This window comes from Xylanibacter caecicola (assembly GCF_013166515.1).
In the GTDB taxonomy this organism is placed as follows: Bacteria; Bacteroidota; Bacteroidia; order Bacteroidales; family Bacteroidaceae; genus Prevotella; species Prevotella caecicola.
In genome coordinates, this window is record NZ_JABKKJ010000002.1 from 138,366 (window position 1) to 160,300 (window position 21,935).

Below are 21,935 nucleotides of genomic sequence, written 5' to 3' on the forward strand. Positions count from 1 at the left end.
TGCTGTAGGTTCTATAGGTACTATAGGCTTTATTGCAACTATAGAATCTATAGAGTCTATAGTTATATTCAAGGCACCAGCTCGACATGCTTTATTCTCTGTCTGCGCCATGTATATATACAATGTATATGCCCGTCGGATGTCTGTATTATAGACGGATATGAATACTGGCTTATCGGACAGTCCTCAAGCGTTATCCAGTGTTTCCAGTTCTTGCCGTCATCCGATTTCATTACCGATACGGGCGTGCGCAGTCCCTTGCCGTTCTTTATTCCTTTCGGTATCGGGCGGTCGTTGCATATAAGCACATGTGTGCCGTCTTTCAGTGTTACGGCATCAAGACCGCTATTGTTGTTGGGCGTGTCTATGAGCTGCAACTTGGACCATGTTTCGCTGTTGTCCGAACTGTATGTTATGCCGATGTGCTCGCTACGTGTGCGTGCCACGGCCGCCAAACGACCGTCCTTAAGTGTCATTATTGCAGGTTGTATGGCAAGCACGCCTTTGTCTGCCTCCACATAATCGGTGCGTTTCCATGTTTTGCCCATATCGTCAGAATATTCAAAGTACAGTCGCCAGCCGCCTTTCTCGATGCTTGTCGGTGCAATGAGGCGTCCGTTGCTCATTATAGGCTTGTTCTTGACCGGTCCGAGATAGTCTTCTTTCAACGGTTCGCGCCTGCTCCACGTTTTTCCGCCGTCCTTTGAACGTATCATCCATCCGGTCCAGTCCGCCACGTTCGAGCCTATCTTGAAGTAAATATGCAGTTCGCCGTCCGGCATCTGATACACTACTGGGTTCCAACATGCCTTGCGCTGATAGCCTGTAGGGTTCTTGCGTATTTTCGGGTCGAGTATCGGACCTTTGTCTGCGGCTGTTGTCGTACTGTCTATTCCGGACAACCCGGCAAGACGTGCCTCTTCGCTGCCCGTTTTGAACACGCCGTCGGCAACCAGTTGCGGTGCGAGCCACTTGTCGCTGCCCTTGGGCTTGCGGCTTATCCATATACACACGTCGGGGTTGCGTTCCTTTGTGCCGCCGAAGTATGTGGCAACGAGGTCGCCTTTTGTCGTCTCGGCTATGGTGGCGGAGTGACATTCGGGGAATGATGTCTTTGTGTAAAGGAACTCATCTGCCACGACAGCCTTGTCCTTTACAGGCATCTTCATGTTGAAATCATATACTCCCGAGCTAATATTCTTGGTCGAGCCGTCGGGCATGTAGAGTGTTGCCGTTGTATTGGCAGGTATTTCCACGTGCCAGTCGAGCATGCCGTTGATCTTTTTCCACTTGCTTACTATCTTTCCGTATAAAGACTTGTATGAGGCATCGATGTCGTCCATTTCGTCTACCGAGAAGTCCGGGCGCATTATGATATGCTTGAAACCGGGCTGTGCCTCATCGCTCTGTATGCCTGCCACGTCTTCGTAAAGCCATGATATTAGGTCACCGAGCAGCATCACGTGATTGCCGCTGTTCATCCATGGATTAGCTTTGTCGCCGTTCCACAGTTCCCATATAGTGGTGGCTCCATTCTCTGCCATGTAGCCCCACGACGGATACGACTTGTTGGTTGCCAGCAGCCATGCCACATCCGTGCGTCCCATGTCGGTGAGTGTGTGCATGAGCCACTGCACGCCGATAACGCCGCACGATATGTGTCCCTTGTAGTCGGTGATGATGTTTTTGATTATGTTCTTCTGCACTTCGCCGCGTACATAGTCGTCGTCTATTATGCCGAAAGCCACGGGCAGCATGTTTGCCGTAATGGCGTTGTTGCCGTAGAAGGTACTGTCGGGATAGAGCATGTGCCCGGGAACGGCACTTGTGTTGCGGTTCACGGTAAGGAACTTCTTGTTGAAAGCGTCTTTTGTGATGCCCGCCTCCTTGCCGAAAGCCTCCGCGTCGTCGTTCTTTGAGAGTATGCGTGCGAAGCCTTCCATAAGTTTGTTTATCTTATAATAGTAGGCTGTTCCCAACAGTGTGCCGTCGGTTACGCGGTTGGGGTCCTTGCTGTGTATGAGCGTAAGTTCCTCGGGAGGCATGCACCAATCGCCGTATTTGTCGCGTGGCATAAGTCCGTCTTTGCCATACTGATATTTCATATGCTCCAGCCACCGCTTCACGTTTGCGTAATACTTGCGTATCGGGGCTGCGTCTCTATACTGCTTGTACATCATTTCCATAAGGAAAGGAAGTGCGGCGGGCCATGTCATGTTGTCCGAATAGTAGTTCCAATATGCCGGAGCCACGTCCGGGATACATCCGTCCTCGCGCTGTGCCTCTGTTATGTCGCGCGCCCATTTGTCGTAGAAGGCGTTGTTGTTGAAGATATACGCCTCGCCGAAGCAGCCGCGGGCGTGGTCGCCGAGCCACGGCTGGCGTTCGTCGCGCTGCGGACAGTCAACAGCCATACCCTTGTAGTTGCTCAATATTCCCCATACGGCATTGCGGTATACCTTGTTCAGTATAGTGTCGGAAGAGGCAAATGTGCCGGTCTCTTCCATTTCGTCGCTTATTACCTCGCCAATGAAATCGTCTTTGAGGGCGTTGTTCATGCCTGTAACCTCTACAAAGCGGAAACCGTGATACACGAATGTCGGCGACCACCAGCGTCCTTGTTCCTTGCCGTTCGTCACATAATAGTCCGTGCAGAGGGCATTGCGCAGGTTTACTGTGTACAGTCCGCCGGCGCTGTCGAGCTTCTCCGCGAACTTAAGGCGTATTGAGTCTCCGGCTTTTGTGCTGTTTATGCGCACCTTAAGCCATCCAGCCATGTTCTGTCCCATGTCAAGTATCATGGAATTGCCGCGCTTTTTCAGACTTACGGGTTTGACGGTTTTCACCACTTTCATGTTGGGGCTCATCGCTCCGCGCAGTGTTCCGTAAGGAATGGCGACGCGTTCGGCGTTCATCCACTGCTTGTCGTCATATCCTGCGGCGCTCCAGCCCGTCAGTTCTTTGCGCGCGTCGTATATCTCTCCGTCATATTCGTTGTTGGAACGAATGGCTCCGTCGGCATTCAGTTTCCATTTTACGTTGGTCGATATGGTCTTCTTCTTGCCGTCCTTGAACTCTATAATAAGATTTGCCCGCAGTTTCGGATAACCGAAGTTGGCTATCTTATACGGCTTTTTCTTTTGCTGCATGGTATAATAACGCCCGTTGCCGACAGCCACGGCAATGGCGTTCTTGCTTTCAAGCATGTTCGTTACGTCGAAGGCATTGTAAAGCACTGTCTTGCGATAGTCCGTCGGTGCAGGTGCCAATACGTCGTCGCCTATTTTCTTTCCGTTGATGAAAGCCTCGTACATCCCGAGTCCGCTGATGTACAATGTCGCGCATTTGACTTCCTTGTCAAGTTCAAATTCCGAGCGCATGTAACGTGCACCAAGCTGACTATGTATTTCTTCTTTTTCCCACGGCATGGCATGGTCCAAACCAATCCACACTCCGCTCCAGTCGGATTCGTTCAGCAGTCCGATGTTCCACATCGCCGTCTCGCTCCAGTCGGATGAGCCTTTTGTGGTGTTTACCCTCACTCTCCAGTAGCATCTTGTATTGCTTCGCAATTCCTTGCCGGCGTATACGATCCACTGTGAACGGTCGGTGTCGACCTGTGTGTCCCACAAGTCGCCCTCCAGATTTTGTGCCTTTTCGGGTGTCGAGGCAACGATGATGTGATATGACGTCTGCATCACATCGTTCTTGTCCGATATTATGCGCCACCCCAAGCGTGGGGTGGGGGTGTCTACACTCATCGGGTTTTCCATGCGCTCCGTGCGTAGGTCTGTTACGGTCACTGCCGCGACATTCTTCTTTGCTGTCTTTTTCTTTGCAGCTCCGGCAGTGGAACTGCAAAGAAAAGCACATATAATCAATAAAATATTTCTTATCATTCTGCTTCAGGAATAACGGTTGCACCTTTTTCTATATAGTTCTTGGCTGCATCTACGGCTATGAGCACGCGGTCGCTGCCTCTAAGATATGCCGCGTCGTATGTGAACTCGGTAACCTTGCTATCGTATTCTCCGAGATAAGTCAGCTTGCCGTCTGTGGGGTTCATCCACCATACGTTCTTTTTCGCACCGCTTATTTTCGCAAGGTCAATCTTCATCGGCTTGCCGCTGTAGTTGTATACCAGCATATAGTCGTTGCCGCGTGTGGCGATTACGCGGTCATAGCGTTCGCCGTTTTGTCCGGCAATGATGCTCTGGTCGCCGATTCTTTCTGTGAACGGGAATGCCAGCATAAGCCATTTCAGGTATTTCATCTGGTTGTATCCCGGGTCGTTCATCGCTTCCCACCATGGTTTCTCCGCACCGAACGATGCTCCTACGCCCGGACGGATGAACTGCATCACGGAGTTGTGACCGTATGTATGTCCGAAAGCTCCGGCAAATACGGCCCAGTAGGCATAGCGGCGCACGTCGTAGTCCATCCAGCGCGGAGCGGAAAAGTCGTGCAGTCCCTGCGGTATGTCCTCGTATGAAGGCTCGCCGTCGATGACCGGACGTAGCGGTTTCTTCTCGAAACTCATGTCCACGTATGTCCAGTTGTCCTCCTCGGTGTTGTCCTTTATGGTGTAGTCGCCGTCTCCGTTGCGTTGTCCGTAGCGGCGGTGTCCGCTTTGGAACATGTTGAAGTCCATCCATTCGCGGTCGTTGTACCACCATGCCGATGTGGTTCTTCCGCGAGGATGAAATGTCATGATGTGATTGTTGTCAACCTTGCGTATGGCGCGTGCCAGTGCGTCCCACACCTCGGGCTTCTTGTCACCCATGATGTCGCCGCCGATCATCCATATTATATTGGGCTTGTCCTTGTAGCGTTCGCCGAGGAACTTGCCGTATGCGGCGGCTTTCTTCACGTCCATGTTGTTTATCTGAGAGCCCCATATACAGTCCATTGCGATATATATGCCGTTGGCGGCAGCCACGTCCACGATGAAGTCGAGGTGCTCCCAGTATCCGTATACACCCGGTTTCGTGAATTTGGAAAAGTCGAAGCTGGCATCGTTTGCCTGATGTCCGTATACGTTGAATGTCGGTATGGCGTTAAGCACCTGTATCTGTTCCACGTTGTATCCGGCAAGTCTTTCCTTGTTCAAGAAGAATCCCGCTTCATCGCGGTTTAGTCTTTCAGGCAGAAGCCATGCAGTGTTGCCGAGCCAGAAAAACGGCTTTCCGTTCTCGTGTACTATATAGCGTTGGTTTTCCGATACTACCAGACGTCCGTTTTCCCACGGCTTGTAGATTTTCTTTGCCGCATTGGCTGTCACTACGGTCAGCAGTGTTACTGCCGCCATTAACAATGTTCTTTTTTTCATATCAGTAGTTTTTTATTTTGCAGTCAGTATGTATGTGCCGCCCTTCTTGGTGTCGATATCATATAGATATGTATGTGTCAGTTCGGGCAGTTTCTCTATGGCGTCCGGATTGTTTATGCGCTGTGCAGGTGCAGGGTCTAGCCTGTAAAGAGGGTTCCTGTTTGTTCCTTTTGCTGTTTTCACGCCTTTTCCTTTCAACGGAACAGCCGAGCGTATGCGGAGGTTGCCGCCGTTCGCAGATTTTATCACAGCCTTAGTAAGACCGTTATCTTTCCATTCCATCGATACCTCGAAGCCACCCCGGGCTTTAAGACCGTTCACCGAACCCTCTTTTACTGCATCGGGCAGGGCAGGGAGCAGATATACAAATCCGTCATGGCTCTGCATCAGCATTTCGGCGATGCCGGCGGCACATCCGAAGTTTCCGTCTATCTGGAATGGCGGATGTGCATCGAACAGGTTGGCATACGTGCCTCCCTTCTTCTTCTCGTTGCGCACAAGTGTCAGCTGGTCGCCGATGAGCTTCCACGCATGGTTGCCGTCGAGCAACCGCGCCCACAGACAAACCTTCCATCCCATGCTCCATCCCGTCGACGGGTCGCCGCGGTGAATGAGCGATTTGCGTCCTGCAGCCATCAGTTCGGGTGTGCGGAACGGTGAAATCTGGTTGCTCGGATACATTGCGTAGAGATGCGACACATGGCGGTGGATGTCTTTCGGATTGTCCCAGTCGTCCATCCACTCCTGCAACTGTCCCCATTTACCTGCCTGCATAGGCGGCAGTCCGGCAATCTTGTCTTTCAGACTGTCTGTCAGTGTGGAATTCTTTTTCAGTATTTCCGTGGCAGATATGAAGTGGCTGAACAGGTCGCGAACCAGTTCGTTGTCCATTGTCACTCCGGCTGCCGTCGTTGATTTGTAAGGATGTTGGTTCTCAGGCGACAGGCTCGGACATATAACCCACCAATTGTTCTTTGGCTCGCGCACCATAATCTGGTTGAGGAAGCGTGCCGCACCTTCCATTATCGGATAAACCTTTCTTAGGAAATCGACATCCCCCGTGTACAGATAATGCTCCCAAAGGTGCTGGCACATCCATGCGCCGCCCGTAGGCCACAGTCCCGACGGCGCCTTGTCTATGGCTCCGGTCACGCGCCAGATGTCGGTGTTGTGGTGCAACACCCAACCGTCGGCGCCGTACATGATGCGTGCCGTCTCCCTTCCCGTCTGACTTACGTCCTCGATGAGGTCGAAGAGAGGGCCGTTCAGCTCCGTCAGGTTTGCCACTTCCGCGGGCCAATAGTTCATCTCAAGGTTTATGTTGCATGTGTATTTGCTGTCCCACGAGGGCTGCATCTTGTCGTTCCATATACCCTGCAGCGTCGGCGGCTGTGTGCCCGGCTGCGACGAGCAAATGAGCAGATAGCGTCCGAACTGGAAGTATGTCTCCACCAGATGCAGGTCATTGGTTTCCTTGAAACGTGCCACGCGTTCGTCCGTAGGCACTTCCGGATAAGCGTCTTTGCCGAAGTCCAGTCTCACGCGGTCGTAATATTTCCTGTAGTTGGCAAGATGCGCGCTCTTTATCTTGCCGAAGTCGCTCTTCAGAGCGTCGTTCAACATCTGTTCCGAGCGCAGCGTGTCGTTGCCGCTTATGTCGTCGTAGTGCTTGAAGTTTGTGGCTATCGTTATGAATATCGTTGCCTCGTCGGCGCCCTTTATCTGCAGTATGCCGTCGCGGCTTGTCATGCTTCCGCCGTTTACCTTGGCAGTGGCACGTCCGGTGAAGGTTATCTTTCCTTTCAGTCCTTCATGCCATCCGCCTATGCCGCTCAGTTTTATCTCGTTGCCTTCCGACTCTATTGTCACGTCCTGCTGCGGCGAACTCATCTGTGCGTTGCATGTTATCATCCCTTTCTTGCTTGCCGTGAGGTGGACCATTATCACGTTGTCGGCGAGCGACGATATGTATTCGCGCTGATAAGTGACGCCGTCCACGGTGTAGCGTGTTATGGCGCGTGCCGAGTCAAGGCTCAGTTCGCGATAATAGTTTGTGTAGTCGCCATGACCGTTGAAGTCTATAGTCAGGTCTCCGAATACCTGGAAAGGCATTCCGCTGTTTGTCTTTGCCATGACATGCGCCGTCGCCATGTCCTGTGCCTCCTTATATCTGCCCTCCCATACAAGCTGTCTTACCTTGGGCAGATATTCCTTTGCCTCGGGGTTGGCGTTGTTGTTGGGACGTCCTGCCCATATCGTCTCCTCGTTCAGCTGCAACCGTTCTGCCGAAGGCTTACCGAAGACCATTGCGCCGAGCCTGCCGTTTCCAATGGGCAGAGCTTCCGTCCACATCGCTGCGGGGCGGTTGTAACGTAGCACGTGATTGTCCGTTGCTTTGTTTCCCGGTGCGGCATGCACCGTTATTGCCGATGCTATGAGTGCCGCGCATATCATAAGTTTCTTCATAGTCCTTTAGGTTTAAATCTAAGGTTGTCTTCCTTTTCTATTGTCACTTTTTCTTCATCCCACTTCGAGCGGTCGAGTCCGAATACGTCAATGAAAAATTCATACACGGCATTGCGCTTGTTCGGACCGAAGTCGTGCCGCTCTTTCGGCAGGTGTATGTTACGCACTTTGTCCTTTGCTCCATACATATTATATATATATTGCAGGTACGGATATTCCGTCTCGGGTGTCGTAGACGTCCAATCTCCGCCGTCACTGACAATCATCATTGGTTTCGGGGCGAACATTGCGGCAAGCTCGGCGTTGCATGTTCCGCCACCGGCCAGCTGTATGGGCAGTCCGCTTTCGCACGGACATCCGCCGTCGAACCACGACGACATGCTCACAACGGGGCATGCTGCGGTGTATCTGTCGTCGAGTACCGACAGCAGCACCGTCTGCGTTCCTCCGCCCGAACCTCCGTTAACGCCCACTTTCGTCTTGTCTACGTCCTTGCGCCGTATCATGAAGTCGAGCACCTTTATGCCGTTAAGCGCCTGCATGACATGAGCCTCTGCCGTGTGGTGTGCCTTTGTACCGACCTCATCCTCCGACTCGCCCCAGCCCCACAGGTCGTAGTCCACGCATATTGCTCCCATGCGTGCCAGTGTCGCCAGCCTTTGCTGTTGCACTTTGCCGTAGCGTCCCTGATAGAAATGTCCGTTGGGACAGATTATCAGCGGATGCATGCCTTTTGACGACGGTGCATATACAGAGCCTTTCACCGTATGACCGTTGACTGTCTTTATGCAGAAGTTCTGCACGGTATATCCGTCGAACTTTCTTTTCTTTGTATACACGGGCGGCTCGTCAGCACATGCCGCCAGCAACGGGTCTATGCCCAGACGTGCGCGCACCTCACGGCTTACGCTGTCCTTGCGCGCTTCCCACTGCGCCTTGTCGGCATACAGAGACGTGAGCCATGCAATCATCTTTTTTCCGTCTTCCGGTGTGCGACGTGCATACTCGTAAGGCTTCACCTTATATAACTTGTCGTTCTGTTTCACCGGTTTGAAGTTGAACGGTGTCAGAATGTTTGTCAGTGTCTCGTCTATCGAGTACGGACGGATGCGGAAGTCGGCGTATGCAAGTTTCAGTCCGGTTGTGTCCACATCATATTTAAGTCTTACGCCAAACCGCCTTGACACGTCGTTAAGGACATCGCCCAGCGGACGGGTAAACTTGTTTTCAAACGTCTGTCCGTATGCCGTTCCGCACAGGGCAACGAATGCAGGTATTATTAATCTTTTCATGTGTATTTTTTAAAAGGTCTTTAAGGTCTTTAGGGTCTTTAAGGACTTTAAAGACCTTAAAGACTTTATTTCCTTAAGGATTTGACTTCCAGTTTTCCGATATCATCCCTTTGTGCAACCTTCTTGCCGTCTACGAGCAGCATCAGTCCCTTACCCTGGTGATAACGCTGACCGTCCTTGTCGTAGATAATGGTGATAACATGCCCGTGATAGTTCACGTTGTCAAGACAGAAGTAGTTCCACTTGTCTTTGGGCACGAGCGGGTTTACCACGATGTTGCCGTCCGCTTGCGGACGCAGACCGGCAATGCCCGTAATCATAAGATCGTTGAAAGTAGAGTGGTTGTAATAGCGGCTGCGCTCGCGGTCGCCCATGAGCCATGCCCCGTTCGTCTCGTCAAGATATTCACCTATGTACGGACGCCCGCGGTGGTGCTGACTCTCGACATACAGTTCCATCTGGCGGAAGAACACGCTGTCGTTGACAACAGGCGCAGGGTAGTTGTTGATGTAGTTCGCCATGGCGGTCAGTGTCTGGCTGGTGGCGAACGGCCATATTGCGCCGTCCCACTCGCATGTACCCACGCCGTGGCTCCGGAACAGTGGGTGCCTTCTCTCTGCCGTTGTCAGTCCGTATGGTGCGGAGAAGCCTTTTTCGTCCGTAACCTGCTTCCATGCTTCGTCGTATTTTCCTGCATCGGGCATGTTGAAGTACCATGGAATGTATCCTATTGCCTCGCGTGCGTTTGCCAATGTGTCGCCTTTCAATGTCTCAAAGAACTTGCGGTCGTTGCTCCACAGTTTTTCCTCTATCAGTTTTTTCAGGCTTTCAGCCTCTTTTTCGTATTCTCCGGCTTTCGTACTGTTGCCGGCAAGACTGTTTATTGCAGCCAGTGCCCGTGCATTGCCCCACATATAGCTGTTTATCGTAGGTCGCGCATATTTCTTTTTGCGTCCTCCGCTCACACTTTCCTCCATGCCGTCGCGTACATCCTCCTGCCAGTAAAGTCCGTTTGGCAGTGAGTGGGTGTCTTTCCAGCGTGCATATTCGTTTTCCAAGTCGGTGCGCAGGTTCAGCAGGAAAGCCTTGTCGCCTATTACCTTATAAGCTTCGAATACCGCAGCTGGGTTCCATGAGCTGAATTTCTCCATCTTCTGCATGGGTTTGCCGTCGTTTCCGCGATACCATGTGTTCAGTATCTGGCTTACGTATGTGGTGTCTCTCAGCCAGCGGCTTTCCATTACGTGGTGCCCTATTGCACACGCAATGAGATTGTATCTGTCGGCGTATGAACGCTGTACGAGAAATTCCGTCATGCCGTAACCTACGGGTGTGCGCTTGATGTGCTTGCGCAGTGTCCACCAGCGGTAGTAGTACATCTCCTCGATGTTTTTCTGAGGACAGTCGAACAGCGGTATGTTGCGGCTCATCCATTCAGATGATGCGCTGTTGGGTATGTCCGTCACGATGTTCTCGTCTTCCATTGTGTTGAAATAGTCCGCATAATGCGCATAGTCGTCATATTTCAGTACGGCTGCCGCAGCGTCGTTATCGGAAGACGATGTCTTCACGTTGGCAATCATGAACGATGCCATCGGGTCCTGCTCATCGGCACGCGGCATGTCCTCTGTCTGGTCTGCCGGAGTCTCGATGTTCGGATAGTCAAACAGGTCACCTGTGCGGAATACTATGCGCGTGATGGCTTCGACGGGAGTGTCGAACATGCGTGACGCCGCCTTTTTCCCATTTACGTAGTATGTTCCGGTGTGTCCCTTTACCGACAGATGAGCCTTTACGTGATATGTCTCGCCCGCCTTGTAGTTCTTCACCATGCCGCCGTAGCGTGCTCCGCCTTTTACTTTCATCATGGCATCCTTGTCCATCACTATGCGTGAGCACACATTGCCCTTGTCGTCGAGGAACTCGATGTTCATCTGTCCGTGGTCGTTTTGTCCAGCCTTTATGTCGAACTCCACGTCCAGCTCTTTTGTTGCCGGTATCAGTTTTTCAACCTTTGCGTAGTCATACGGATCCTTGTCGCTCAGTCTGAGCCACTCGCCGTCAAGCTCTACCGGTGCCCACAGCGGAGAATATATGTTCCAATCGGTCATGTCCGACAGTTTCCTGTACATGCCGAAACCGCCTTGTGCGTGCTCTGTTGCCGCCAGTTGTACGGGTACCGGTATGCGCGACACCCACATGTCCTCCTTGTTGTTGCTGTATGTCACCCACAGGTCGCCGTCGGGAGGCGTGCCGTTGCCTTCGAGTATGCCGCGTGTGTATTGCGGACCGAAGCTCTTGTACAGTCCGTAATGGCGCTCGGGTGTTACCTCACCGTTTACAAGGTTCAGCGTGGTGTATTCCAGTCCGTCGCTGCTGAGCGATATTGCCAGGGGCCAGCGATATTCCGCCGGGTTGTACACCGTGGCGTATGTGCCGTCGCTGAGACGCTGTCCCCATATTTTTGCATTCGAGTTTACAAATCCCGGAGCACGGAATACAGGTGTGCGCCATGTGTTGCCGCCGTCGGCACTGATGCTTGTCAAGGCGTGTTTCCACATGCCCACCTTGCGTCCGTCGGGCAGCGTGTAGCCGCAGAACGCCTTGTAGGGTGTCTTCAGCGGCAGTATCTTGTCGTCGCGGTCTGCCTCTTCTGCCCACTGCATGCGGTACATCGGGTCTGCCAGTATCTCGTCGCATGCCTTTACGAAAGCCTTGTCCTTGGCACGTTTATAGTAAGGATAGTCGGTGTTCTTCTCGTTGAAACCGTGGTTGTAGTATATGAAATATATCGGTCCGAATGTTCCGTCGGCTTTTATCTCGCGTACCACGCGTCCTATACCGTTACCGTCGTTGGGGTCGTCTTTTGCCGTCACGGCAACACCATAGTTGCCCATTGCAATCAGCTTTCCGCTCTTAGACACGTGGAAGCCCACACGCTGGTGCATTATCGCCTTAAGGTTCTTTGCCACCACGCCGGGCCATGCCGGTTTGGTAAAGCCGTCGGGCACGTTGTAGGGAGGGAACAGTTCCACGGGCTTGCTCCATGTATATCCGTCGGCAGATGTCTGCAACATTGTCTTTCCCGGCGGTTCGTGCTCGCTGCGCGGGTCGGTGAGGTAGTGCATCCAGAACTTGCCCTGCCAGTATGCCATCATGGGCTGGTGGTTGTAGAGCCATCCCTGCTCGCCGCGCATAGTCTGTATGCTGTGCACACCCACCACGGGCGACAGTCCGCCGTCGTGGCGTGCCGGTGTGGCGACGGTCTTGCCTGTATAGTGCATGGACTCGCTGTTGTACTTTTTCAGTGCATCGACAAGCTTTTCGTCTGCCATGAACACGGTGCCGTGCTTGTGACCTACGGGGAACTTCACCGCTCCAGTCTGATCCTGGAAGTGTATGAAGTCCTTTGTGCGGTGCGCGCCGTATATCTTGTGGCGGTATGAGTCGTAATAGATATAATACCATCCGTTGACGTATGCCGTGCTGGGTCCCTCGGTGAAGCTCTCGGTGAAAGGCTCCGATGCCTTGCTCCACGGACCGTAGGGTGTCTTGGCGAATGCTACCTTTATGTTGCGCTGCTTGCGGCTGTTGTCTTTAAGCACCATCACATAGTCGTCCTTGCCGCGCTTCACCATTGTGGCATCGATGCAGCTGAAGTCGGGGTCTATGAGCAGCTTTGCCTCGCTGAACTTCTTGAAGTCCTTTGTTGTTACGTAGTACAGGCGGTGGTTGTTGCGGTGATCCTCGATATAGTCGGGGAATTTGCCCGGCACGCACGACGCCCATATTATCATGTACTGCTTCCTGACGTCATCGTAGAAAAGTTCAGGTGCCCATACGTTAACGGTCGAAGTGTCTTTCATCACTTCGATAAAACGTTGCGGCGTCCAGTGGATAAGATCTTTCGACGAAGCATATCCGAAGCCTCTGTCCTTGCGCCAGCTCGATGTCCACACGAGATGGAACGTGCCGTCGGGACCTTTTACTATCGACGGGTCGCGCATGACCTTTTGGTTGCCCACTTCCGGTTTGAGGAATGTGCCCTGAATGCTGTCCCAATGTATTCCGTCATGGCTGTAGATAAAGCGTAGACCCTCATTGGCAGGTTCGTGAAAAGATGTAGAAACGTAGATGTCCTTCGCAGATGAAGTCATCACCGTCATCGCAAAGGTAACGATGAGTGACAAAGCATGTTTTTTCATTATGTATTATAATAATATTTATTAACTGACTACAAAGATAGCGTTTTGTCATCATATTTTATAATTAAAAGCGCATCTATTTTAGTGATTAGACGTTCTTTAGAGGTGAAAGTCAAAAAACAAAGACGATTTTATTTGTCGTATCGTTTTTCGGGAGCAGTGCTTTCGGATGGCAAAAGGTGCCCTTTAGCGTTACGAAAAGCCACCTTTTGCAGTCTGAAAGGGCACCTTTTAGAAGGTAAAAGGTATCATTCTGGTTTTCAATACTTTACAAACGTGGTTTTAAACGGCTGTTTTTAATATACGTTTGTATGACGTATTGTAATGATAAAGGCGTGTTTGATATGTGTAATGGAAGTTGTATTTTGCTTTATTGTGTCGTTATGCTATAATAATTAAGATGTTTCTTGTCAATGTGATAATAAAAGTATACCTTTGCATAAGATAAGTTTCGCCTCAGCAATTCCAAGCAAGCTTGATTGCGTTCGGCTTGTATTATCTTTGCAGAAGAAAATATAAAAGGTATTGGTTCGTTGGTTATTGGCATCGCTTTCATAAGCATGCCGGATCCGATACGGTTTCATTTAGAATATAAAGAATAATAAGGTATGAGTAAACTGATTGTTCCGGAGGATTACGTCTCACTGCTCGGAATGAGACAGACAGAGCAGGGTATAAAGCTGATAAAGGAGTTTTTTCAGCAGAATCTTTCCACTGAGTTGCGCTTGCGGAGAGTAACGGCACCGCTGTTCGTTTTGAAAGGGCTTGGTATAAACGACGATTTGAACGGGGTGGAACGTCCCGTGACATTCCCTATAAAAGACCTTGGTGAGGCAGAGGCTGAAGTGGTGCACTCTCTTGCTAAGTGGAAAAGGCTTACGCTGGCTGAGTATGAGGTAGAGCCGGGGTACGGAATATATACCGACATGAATGCCATACGTGCCGATGAGGAACTTGACAACCTGCACTCGCTTTATGTGGACCAGTGGGACTGGGAGGCGGTGATCACTGCCGAACAGCGCAACATAGACTTTCTTAAGAGTACGGTGCGGCGCATATATGCTGCCATATTGCGCACAGAATTTCTTGTCTGTGAGCGCTATCCGCAGATCAAACCGTTCTTGCCCGAAGACATTCGCTTTATATATAGTGAGGATTTGCTCGCCATGTATCCCGACAAGGATGCAAAAGAACGTGAGAACCTGATATGCAAGAAGTATGGTGCGGTGTTTGTCATAGGCATAGGCGGTTCGATAGGTGGCGGTGAGCCTCATGACGGGCGTGCGCCAGACTACGACGATTGGACAACGGAGAGTACTCCCGGACATCACGGTCTTAACGGCGACATACTTATATGGTATCCCGTTTTGGGCAAGGCGGTGGAGCTTTCTTCCATGGGTATACGTGTGGACGGTGAGGCGTTGATGTGTCAGCTTGAGTTGAAGGGACAGACCGAACGTGCATCTCTTTATTTCCACAAGAAACTTCTTGACGGCGAGCTTCCTTTGAGCATAGGCGGCGGAATAGGGCAGAGCCGTCTTTGCATGGTGCTTCTTCATAAAGCGCACCTTGGAGAGATACAGGCAAGTATATGGCCCGACGAGATGAAAAAGGAATGTGAAGAGGCGGGGATGATGATTATATGAGTTACAAATTACGAATGTGGAGTTAGGATTTACGAATTATTCTCACTGCGTTGCGATGAAGAGTTGTGAATTTACGAATGTGGAGTTATAACAGGTATAACGATGCCCGATATAGGAATAATTCTTAATTTATAATTCCACATCGCAGCGCAGTGAGAATAATTCGTAAATCCTAACTCCACATTCGTAATTTTAAACGATTTCTAACTCCAGTTCCTTCCTCAGCCTTTCGATAGCCTTATTGCCGGCAGACATCTCCTCCAACAACTCGCGCGGAGACAATATCTTCTTTATCTCTTCCGGTTTCGCCTGTCTTATATTAAGGGTTATACCGGTGTTGTGCAGTGCTATGGCAAGCGTGTTGCGTATCCTTCCCTTTATCCTTAATATTTCCTCAAGCAGTATTTTGTTGTCTACCACTATATCGATGTCGGGAAGTGAAGATATTGCCGGTTGTATGTTTTTCATTCTTGCGGCAAGTCCTGCCATTTGCTGGGGCATGCGCTTGCACATGGCATACCATTGCATCTGCAACATGTCGTTGTCAAACTCCTGGCGTTCGCCCGTGTCGGCTATTTCCGTTTCTGTAGTGTCGCTTTGCCTTTCGGGCTTTTTCTTTAAGTTCGAGAATGTCTTTCCTATGCTTCCAAGTTTTATGGCAGGAGCCTTGGGCGAGGAACCGGTGCCTGCGGACGATGTCGCTGCCGTGGTTTCCGCATGGGTGTCATGTCTTTTCGTGCCTGAAGACGCAGATACCGCCTCGGGCTTTTTGGTCGTTGCAGTCTGTTCCGTCGCCGCCACCTGTATAGCTGCTGTCTGACGGGCATCCGCAATGAGTTTTCTGAACAGGGATTTTATTCTTCTCTTGGGGCTGCGCCCCGCACTGTCACCCTCGTCGTCGGGCTGCGTTATCTGTGCCACCTGTATCAGGGTAAGTTCCACTAACAGACGCTTGTTGCTGCTCTGGCGGTAGTTGATGTCACACTCGTTCATCACCTTTAATGCACGATACAAGAACTTTGCCGGACAAGTCGTCGCCTGTTCTTTGTACCTGTCGCGCTGACGGTCGCTCACTTCAAGCAGGTGCAGGGTACTTTCGTCTTTTGCCATGAGCACGTTGCGTAGATGTGCCGCAAGTCCGCTGATGAAGTGTCCCCCGTCGAAGCCCTTTGCTATGACGCTGTTCAGCAAAATCATGACTCCGCTCACGTCGTTTTTAAGACAGAGGTCGGTAACCTTGAAGTAGTTTTCGGCATCGAGCACGTTGAGGTCTTCTATGACCTTGTCGTATGTTATGTTTCCCCGGCAGAAACTTGCCGCCTGGTCGAATATCGAAAGTGCGTCGCGCATGCCTCCGTCTGCCTTTTCGGCAATCACGCCGAGAGCTTCTTCCTCGCAGGATATGCCCTCTTTCTCTGCCACCATTTTAAGGTGCGACACGATGCTTGCCGCTGACATGCGTTCGAAGTCGTATATCTGGCAACGCGATATGATGGTAGGCAGTATCTTGTGTTTTTCCGTTGTGGCGAGTATGAATATCACGTGTGCGGGCGGTTCCTCAAGTGTTTTGAGAAAAGCGTTGAATGCTGCAGTGGACAACATGTGCACCTCGTCGATGATGAACACCTTGTATTTGCCCACCTGCGGCGGTATGCGCGTCTGCTCCATCAGTGCCTTTATGTTCTCTACGGAATTGTTGCTGGCGGCGTCAAGCTCGAATATGTTGTACGAGCGTTGCTCGTTGAATGCCATGCAGCTTTCGCACGTGTTGCATGCCTCGCCTTCGCCGGTGGGAGAAAGGCAGTTTATTGCCTTTGCAAAGATGCGTGCGCATGTAGTCTTTCCCACTCCACGCGGACCGCAGAAGAGATAGGCGTGTGCCAGCTTGCCGCTCTTCACCGCGTTCCTGAGTGTGGTGGTCAGTGCCGCCTGTCCCACAACCGAGTCGAAAGACATAGGGCGGTACTTACGTGCCGATACGATATATTCTTTCATAATAAATTAAAAGTTTTTCGCAAAGATAATACTTTTACCGGAATTTTATTACCTTTGCAATTAAAATACTTGACTTTCTGAAGTTAAGGAGTTAAGGGCGTTTAAGAGGTTTACGAGGTTTGATGCAAGTCTTGAACCGGGTTCGGTGCAGTGTTGCCACGACTTCTAAACAATCGAAAGATCTATGCCTTCTTTCACTCCGTTAACTGCAAGGCAGTCGGACAAATGCGAACTTCTGTAAAATAAAGGCAAATGAGCAACCTGAATCCGATAGGCAGATTTCTTATACACAACCGCTACTGGATAGTGGTGATTGTCGGTGTGCTTATAGTTGGCGTGCTTGACGAGAACAGCTTTATGAAGCGTGTTGAGCTGGAGATGCAGATAAACAGTCTGAATGCACAGATTGATGACTTCAACTCGCAGTATGAATATGCGGAAACGCGACTAAGGCAGTTGCGCATGAACCCCAAGGCTATTACGAAGATTGCGCGTGAGAACTATTTTATGAAAGCCGATGACGAGGACATTTTCGTTCTGAGCGATGATAAAAGACCAATTTCCGGAAATAATGAAAAAACTGAATAAATGGCAGAATGTCCTGTTTGTGATCGGGGCATGCCTTATGGTGGCAGGTGTCGGCATGTATGTGTTCGGTACGTCGGATGCAGCCTGCTGGGTGTTTGCTGCAGGAGTGGCGGCGTTTTGCAGCATGCAGTCGTTGCAGACATACGACGGTGGCAATCTTACGATACGCCGTCTGCGCCGCATAATGCTTGTGGGTGAAGTGTTTTTCGTGCTTTCGGCACTGCTGATTATAGAAAACACCTACCACTGGCTTTATCCATACTTCGTCAGAAACGGCATAGAATGGGCAAATGCCTATATACAATATATATACAACAACTGGGTGGTGACGCTGCTTGTGGCGTCGATAATAGAGCTGTATACCACGCACAGGATATCCCGTGAATTGGGGAAAGTGTAAAAACCAGTTAAAAACCATGCGTTTTATTTTAAATTGAATGAACTTTTTTCGTAGTATCGATAATACATAGTACATTTGTATCGTTATTTTGTACGTTTATATCGATATTACGAAAACAGTTATGATTAAGATAATTTATGCTTTCATTGTGTTGATGTCGTTGACATCGTGCGTCAGTTCTTATGATATAGAGGGAACTTCCAACATAACCATACTCGATGGACGCATGCTGTATCTGAAAGTTTACGACAACAACGAATTGAAGACTCTCGACTCGTGCGATGTGGTTCACGGGCAGTTCAAGTTTACCGGAACGGTAGACTCCGTGAGATATGCCATGCTTTTTATGGATGACGAGGGGCTTATGCCAGTGGTGCTTGAGGATGGAAAGATAAACATAAACATAGACAAGACGCGTCAGAATGTAAGCGGAACACCGCTTAATGACAAACTTACGGGCTTTATGGAGAAGTATGTGCAGCTTACGAACAGGATAAACGAGTTGGGACGTGAGCAGAGCCGTGCCATAATGGACGGTCGCAACATGGACACCGTGAACATGCGTCTGGCAAAAGAAGCGGACAAGATTGCCGAGAAAGAAGACAAGTTGGTGACTTCGTTCATTGTCGAGAATTTTGACAATGTGCTTGGTCCCGGTATATTCTTCATGATGACGGCAGACAACACATATCCTGAACTGTCGCCGTGGGTAGAGGATATAATGAGCAAGGCCACGGACAAGTTCAAGAGCGATCCGTATGTGAAAGATTATTATGAGAAGGCATGTCACAATCAGAATATAATGAACGGTATGTCTTCACCTAATGCCGGTATCACTCAACCGATATCAGGTGCGCCTACGCCTAACGAACTTGCGCGTCCCCGTTGATGAGGCATTGAAGAACAGACCGGAAGAAGAGGGCGATGATAAAGCCGATGCCGCATCTATGGATTGATATATACGTCTAATTTCTTAATATCTGCTTATATATAATATGTTAACACTTATCTCGGGTGCGACGATTGTAAATGAAGACAGAAAACTATGCGGCTCATTGCTTATTGAAGACGACCGCATAGCGGAAATATACGAGGGAGATATGACACCCCGCGGACATTACGACCGTAAGGTTGATGCCGCGGGGTGTTTTGTGCTTCCCGGAGTTATAGACGACCATGTGCATTTCCGTGAGCCGGGACTTACATCAAAGGCGGATATAGAGAGTGAAAGCCGCGCCGCGGCTTTTGGAGGTGTGACGTCATACTTTGACATGCCCAACACGGTGCCGCAGACAACAACGCTTGCGGCTCTCGAAGAGAAGTTCCGTATTGCGGCGTCACATAGTCATGTGAACTATTCATTCTTCTTCGGTGCGACAAACGACAACATGCGCCTTGCAGACAGACTTGACAAAAGCCGCATTCCCGGTATAAAGTTGTTTATGGGTTCGTCTACCGGAAACATGCTTGTAGACAGGGAAGAGGCGCTTGAAGACATATTCCGCCGTGCCGACATGCCCGTAATGGTGCATTGTGAAGATACGGATGTGATAAATGCCAACATGGCTGCAGCCAAGGCAAAATATGGAGATGACCCTGCCGTGTGTCATCATCCGATGATAAGGAGCAGGGAGGCTTGTATCAAGTCCACGTCGCTTGCCGTTCGCCTTGCGAGGAAATACGGGACACGTCTGCACGTGGCACATGTCACCACGACTGAGGAACTGGAACTGTTCGAAGCTGTCGAAGACACTCTTCCGCAGATAACGGCAGAGGCTGTTTTGGCACATCTGCTGTTCTCCGATTGCGACTATGAACGGCTGGGGGCGCTGATAAAGTGTAATCCTGCCGTAAAGTCAACGGCAGACAGGGATGCTTTGAGGGCCGCCATTTCCGACGGACGTATAGCCGTGGTGGGTACAGACCATGCGCCGCACAGGCTTGACGAAAAGCAGGGCGGATGTTGCCGTGCCATGTCGGGCATGCCTATGGTGCAGTTCTCGTTGGTGTCTATGTTGGGACTTGTGGACGAGGGCGTGCTGACGATAGAGAGACTTGTGCGACTTATGTGTCATAACCCTGCATTGTTGTTCGGTGTGCGTGACCGCGGATTTCTCCGTAAGGGATATAAGGCGGATGTCGTGATAGTACGTCCGGATGCTCCGTGGACGGTGACGGCAGACGATATCCGGAGCAAGTGCGGGTGGAGTCCCTTGCTGGGCAATACTTTCAACTGGCGTGTGGAGCATACGTTCTGCAACGGTTCGCATATATTGAATGCCGGAATATTCGACGAAAACAGCCGTGGAGAGGCTATTGAGTTTTTAAGACGGTGAGTACAGTTTTGTTTTGTAATACCGATAAAATAAATAATACCGATATATCTATTGTCTTTCATTCTGCAATAAAATAAATACAGATGATTTCAAGAATATTAATACCCGTACTGCTTCTTATACTGCTGCCCGATTTATATATATACATGCACTATCTGCGTCGCGGTCTTGCACTTTTTCGCCGCGTGCTGTGGTGGGTGCCGTCGGTTGCAATGGTAGTATATACGGTGGCGATGACTCTTCCGGACAGTTTTGCTCCTGCCGATATCTCGGTTCTTAACCGGTATCTTTTCTTTCTTGGCATAATAGTGGTGCCCAAGGCTTTGTTCGCCCTGTTCTCGTGTATAGGGCTTGTCGGCTGTCGCCTATTCCATACGCGTCTTAACTGGGGAAATCTCGCAGGGCTGTTTCTTGCCGCCGCCGCTATCTCTATAACGGTTTACGGCAGTACGATAGGATTCATGAAGCTTGAGGTGCGTAATGTTGAATATCGTTCTAAGGACGTGCCGCCTGCTTTCGACGGTTATCGCATATTGCACTTCAGCGATGCTCATGTCGGCTCGTATACGGGCGAGTATATGAAGATACTTGAGAAGGCGGTGCAGCGTATGAACGGGCTTGACGTCGATGCTATAGTCTTTACGGGCGACTTGCAGAACATGCACCCACGGGAGATATACCCTGTGGCAGAGATACTGGGACGTCTCAAGGCAAAGGACGGTGTTTTCTCCGTGCTTGGCAATCACGACTATGCCGACTATGTAGATTGCAGTGCCGAGGAGAAGCGTGCCAACGAGCATGCCACCATGGCATGTGAGCGGCGGATGGGCTGGCAGTTGCTGATAAACGAGAACCGTGTGATACGCCGTGGCAACGACTCTATTGTCATTGCCGGAATGGAAAACGACGGCAGACCGCCTTTCCCTCAGAGAGGAGATATACGAAAGACGCTTGCCGGTGTGGGCGACAGTGCCTTTGTGGTGATGCTCCAACACGATCCCACGTCATGGCGTCGCACGATACTTCCCAAGTCGGGTGCTCAGCTCACACTCAGCGGGCACACCCATGCCATGCAGTTCTCCGTCTTCGGCTGGTCTCCTGCATCGCTTGTTTATAACGAGTGGGGCGGAATGTACAGCGAAGGAGACCGGGCACTGAACGTATCCGTTGGTCTTGGGGGCTTCATACCTTTCCGCTTCGGGGCAACGGGCGAGGTGGTTGTTGTGACGTTGAAACATGGTAATTGATAATCAACGCTTTCTATGTAAGTAACGGAGATTGTCCGGTGTGACAATCTTTTATTTACGTTTTGTCACTTATATTCTGTTTTACATGGCATTTAGTCATTTCAAAACTGTCGTCCGAAAGTCTTGTTCTACGTGTTAAAAGATGTTAGGAACGGTCGCGGCAGGCGAAAAGATGTGCTTTAGGAATCAAAAGAACGTGCGTTTTGAAATTTTGGATCGATCGAAAAAAATGAAACGCACGTGTCTTGGCATGCTAAAGGGCATCTTTAGCAGGGTAAAAGGGCGTCTTTAGGGGATGTAACGAGGCTCTTTAGCATGATAATAAGGCAACTTTGCATACCAAACGATGCACATTTTCTTGCTTTCAGACGTAACCTGTTGATATAAAGCGTGTTATGTCTGCATGCAAATTTTGGCGTTATTTTACGCCC

The 21,935-nt window shown here is 50.4% G+C and carries 12 protein-coding genes and 1 pseudogene; 6 read left to right on the forward strand and 7 right to left on the reverse strand.

Annotated elements, in window-relative coordinates:
* Positions 1-68: 68 nt before the first annotated feature.
* The 6 genes and pseudogenes from HPS54_RS02270 to HPS54_RS13010 form a co-directional block, all read right to left on the reverse strand.
* Positions 69-3,899, reverse strand: coding sequence for a family 78 glycoside hydrolase catalytic domain (locus HPS54_RS02270; RefSeq protein ID WP_172343853.1), 3,831 nt, complete (start codon positions 3,897-3,899; stop codon positions 69-71).
* Positions 3,896-5,329: a glycoside hydrolase family 140 protein gene (locus HPS54_RS02275; RefSeq protein ID WP_172343854.1), complete on the reverse strand. Its 1,434-nt coding sequence runs from the start codon at positions 5,327-5,329 to the stop codon at positions 3,896-3,898. Before HPS54_RS02275 ends, HPS54_RS02270 begins: the two co-directional genes overlap by 4 nt.
* 12 nt (positions 5,330-5,341) lie before the next feature.
* Complete coding sequence (locus HPS54_RS02280; protein WP_420907308.1) at positions 5,342-7,783, reverse strand: glycoside hydrolase family 95 protein; 2,442 nt, start codon at positions 7,781-7,783, stop codon at positions 5,342-5,344.
* Between the two features lie 8 nt (positions 7,784-7,791).
* Positions 7,792-9,087, reverse strand: a complete 1,296-nt coding sequence (locus HPS54_RS02285) for an alpha/beta hydrolase family protein (protein ID WP_172343856.1) — start codon at positions 9,085-9,087, stop codon at positions 7,792-7,794.
* A gap of 65 nt (positions 9,088-9,152) precedes the next feature.
* The gene (locus HPS54_RS02290; RefSeq protein ID WP_338142807.1) at positions 9,153-12,371 is read right to left on the reverse strand and encodes an MGH1-like glycoside hydrolase domain-containing protein; all 3,219 of its coding nucleotides are present in this window, start codon (positions 12,369-12,371) and stop codon (positions 9,153-9,155) included.
* A gap of 21 nt (positions 12,372-12,392) precedes the next feature.
* Positions 12,393-13,253, reverse strand: a pseudogene (locus HPS54_RS13010) (glycoside hydrolase family 43 protein); the annotation flags it as partial.
* A 647-nt stretch (positions 13,254-13,900) separates the two neighbouring features.
* Here HPS54_RS13010 and asnA point away from each other — a divergent pair.
* Complete coding sequence (gene asnA / locus HPS54_RS02295; RefSeq protein WP_172343857.1) at positions 13,901-14,938, forward strand: aspartate--ammonia ligase; 1,038 nt, start codon at positions 13,901-13,903, stop codon at positions 14,936-14,938.
* 192 nt (positions 14,939-15,130) lie between these two features.
* Here the strand turns inward: asnA and HPS54_RS02300 are convergent, their stop codons facing one another.
* Positions 15,131-16,933 carry a DNA polymerase III subunit gamma/tau gene (locus HPS54_RS02300; protein WP_172343858.1) on the reverse strand — a complete coding sequence of 601 codons (1,803 nt, stop codon included), beginning with the start codon at positions 16,931-16,933 and terminating at the stop codon, positions 15,131-15,133.
* A gap of 252 nt (positions 16,934-17,185) precedes the next feature.
* Between HPS54_RS02300 and HPS54_RS02305 the strand changes: the two genes are divergently transcribed.
* The 5 genes from HPS54_RS02305 to HPS54_RS02325 all read left to right on the forward strand — a co-directional run bounded on the left by HPS54_RS02305 (position 17,186) and on the right by HPS54_RS02325 (position 21,504).
* Positions 17,186-17,521, forward strand: a complete 336-nt coding sequence (locus tag HPS54_RS02305) for an FtsB family cell division protein (protein ID WP_172343859.1) — start codon at positions 17,186-17,188, stop codon at positions 17,519-17,521.
* The gene (locus HPS54_RS02310; protein WP_172343860.1) at positions 17,505-17,921 is read left to right on the forward strand and encodes a hypothetical protein; all 417 of its coding nucleotides are present in this window, start codon (positions 17,505-17,507) and stop codon (positions 17,919-17,921) included. Before HPS54_RS02305 ends, HPS54_RS02310 begins: the two co-directional genes overlap by 17 nt.
* Before the next feature lie 121 nt (positions 17,922-18,042).
* Positions 18,043-18,810 (forward strand): DUF4369 domain-containing protein, encoded by a 768-nt coding sequence (locus HPS54_RS02315; protein ID WP_172343861.1) that lies wholly within the window; start codon positions 18,043-18,045, stop codon positions 18,808-18,810.
* 106 nt (positions 18,811-18,916) lie between these two features.
* Positions 18,917-20,257, forward strand: coding sequence for a dihydroorotase (locus HPS54_RS02320; RefSeq protein WP_172343862.1), 1,341 nt, complete (start codon positions 18,917-18,919; stop codon positions 20,255-20,257).
* A gap of 83 nt (positions 20,258-20,340) precedes the next feature.
* A complete protein-coding gene (locus HPS54_RS02325; protein WP_172343863.1) occupies positions 20,341-21,504 on the forward strand; it encodes a metallophosphoesterase in 1,164 nt (387 codons plus the stop codon).
* Positions 21,505-21,935 lie beyond the last annotated feature (431 nt).

Excerpts from the sequence above, each read along its gene's own strand:
- HPS54_RS02270 (WP_172343853.1), bottom strand. The coding sequence starts at position 3,899 with ATGATAAGAAATATTTTATTGATTATATGTGCTTTTCTTTGCAGTTCC.
- HPS54_RS02275 (WP_172343854.1), bottom strand. The coding sequence starts at position 5,329 with ATGAAAAAAAGAACATTGTTAATGGCGGCAGTAACACTGCTGACCGTA.
- HPS54_RS02280 (WP_420907308.1), bottom strand. The coding sequence starts at position 7,783 with ATGATATGCGCGGCACTCATAGCATCGGCAATAACGGTGCATGCCGCA.
- HPS54_RS02285 (WP_172343856.1), bottom strand. The coding sequence starts at position 9,087 with ATGAAAAGATTAATAATACCTGCATTCGTTGCCCTGTGCGGAACGGCA.
- HPS54_RS02290 (WP_338142807.1), bottom strand. The coding sequence starts at position 12,371 with ATGCACTATACAGGCAAGACCGTCGCCACACCGGCACGCCACGACGGC.
- asnA (WP_172343857.1), top strand. The coding sequence starts at position 13,901 with ATGAGTAAACTGATTGTTCCGGAGGATTACGTCTCACTGCTCGGAATG.
- HPS54_RS02300 (WP_172343858.1), bottom strand. The coding sequence starts at position 16,933 with ATGAAAGAATATATCGTATCGGCACGTAAGTACCGCCCTATGTCTTTC.
- HPS54_RS02305 (WP_172343859.1), top strand. The coding sequence starts at position 17,186 with ATGAGCAACCTGAATCCGATAGGCAGATTTCTTATACACAACCGCTAC.
- HPS54_RS02310 (WP_172343860.1), top strand. The coding sequence starts at position 17,505 with ATGAAAAAACTGAATAAATGGCAGAATGTCCTGTTTGTGATCGGGGCA.
- HPS54_RS02315 (WP_172343861.1), top strand. The coding sequence starts at position 18,043 with ATGATTAAGATAATTTATGCTTTCATTGTGTTGATGTCGTTGACATCG.
- HPS54_RS02320 (WP_172343862.1), top strand. The coding sequence starts at position 18,917 with ATGTTAACACTTATCTCGGGTGCGACGATTGTAAATGAAGACAGAAAA.
- HPS54_RS02325 (WP_172343863.1), top strand. The coding sequence starts at position 20,341 with ATGATTTCAAGAATATTAATACCCGTACTGCTTCTTATACTGCTGCCC.